Origin of the sequence: Phormidium sp. CCY1219 (assembly GCF_035615515.1) — a bacterium.
In the GTDB taxonomy this organism is placed as follows: domain Bacteria; phylum Cyanobacteriota; class Cyanobacteriia; order Cyanobacteriales; family Laspinemataceae; genus CCY1219.
The window spans coordinates 1-299 of record NZ_JAJENT010000037.1 but is presented as its reverse complement, the minus strand read 5'-3'; the positions used below and the strand labels follow the sequence as shown (position 1 = coordinate 299).

Here is a 299-nt window from a genome sequence, read left to right as displayed (position 1 = left end):
TTGGCGCGGTTGATCACGTCGGCCCAGGTGTTCACCACGCGACCTTGAGAGTCGATGATGGACTGGTTGAAGTTGAAACCGTTGAGGTTGAAGGCCATCGTGGAAATACCCAAAGCGGTAAACCAGATGCCAACCACCGGCCAAGCAGCTAAGAAGAAGTGCAAGCTGCGGCTGTTGTTGAAAGAAGCGTATTGGAAGATCAAACGACCGAAGTAGCCGTGAGCTGCAACGATGTTGTAGGTTTCTTCCTCTTGTCCGAATTTGTAACCGTAGTTTTGAGATTCGGTTTCGGTGGTTTC

At 50.5% G+C, this 299-nt stretch carries 1 pseudogene; it reads right to left on the bottom strand.

Annotated elements, in window-relative coordinates:
• A pseudogene (locus LKK83_RS00330) lies at positions 1 to 299 on the bottom strand (photosystem II q(b) protein); the annotation flags it as partial.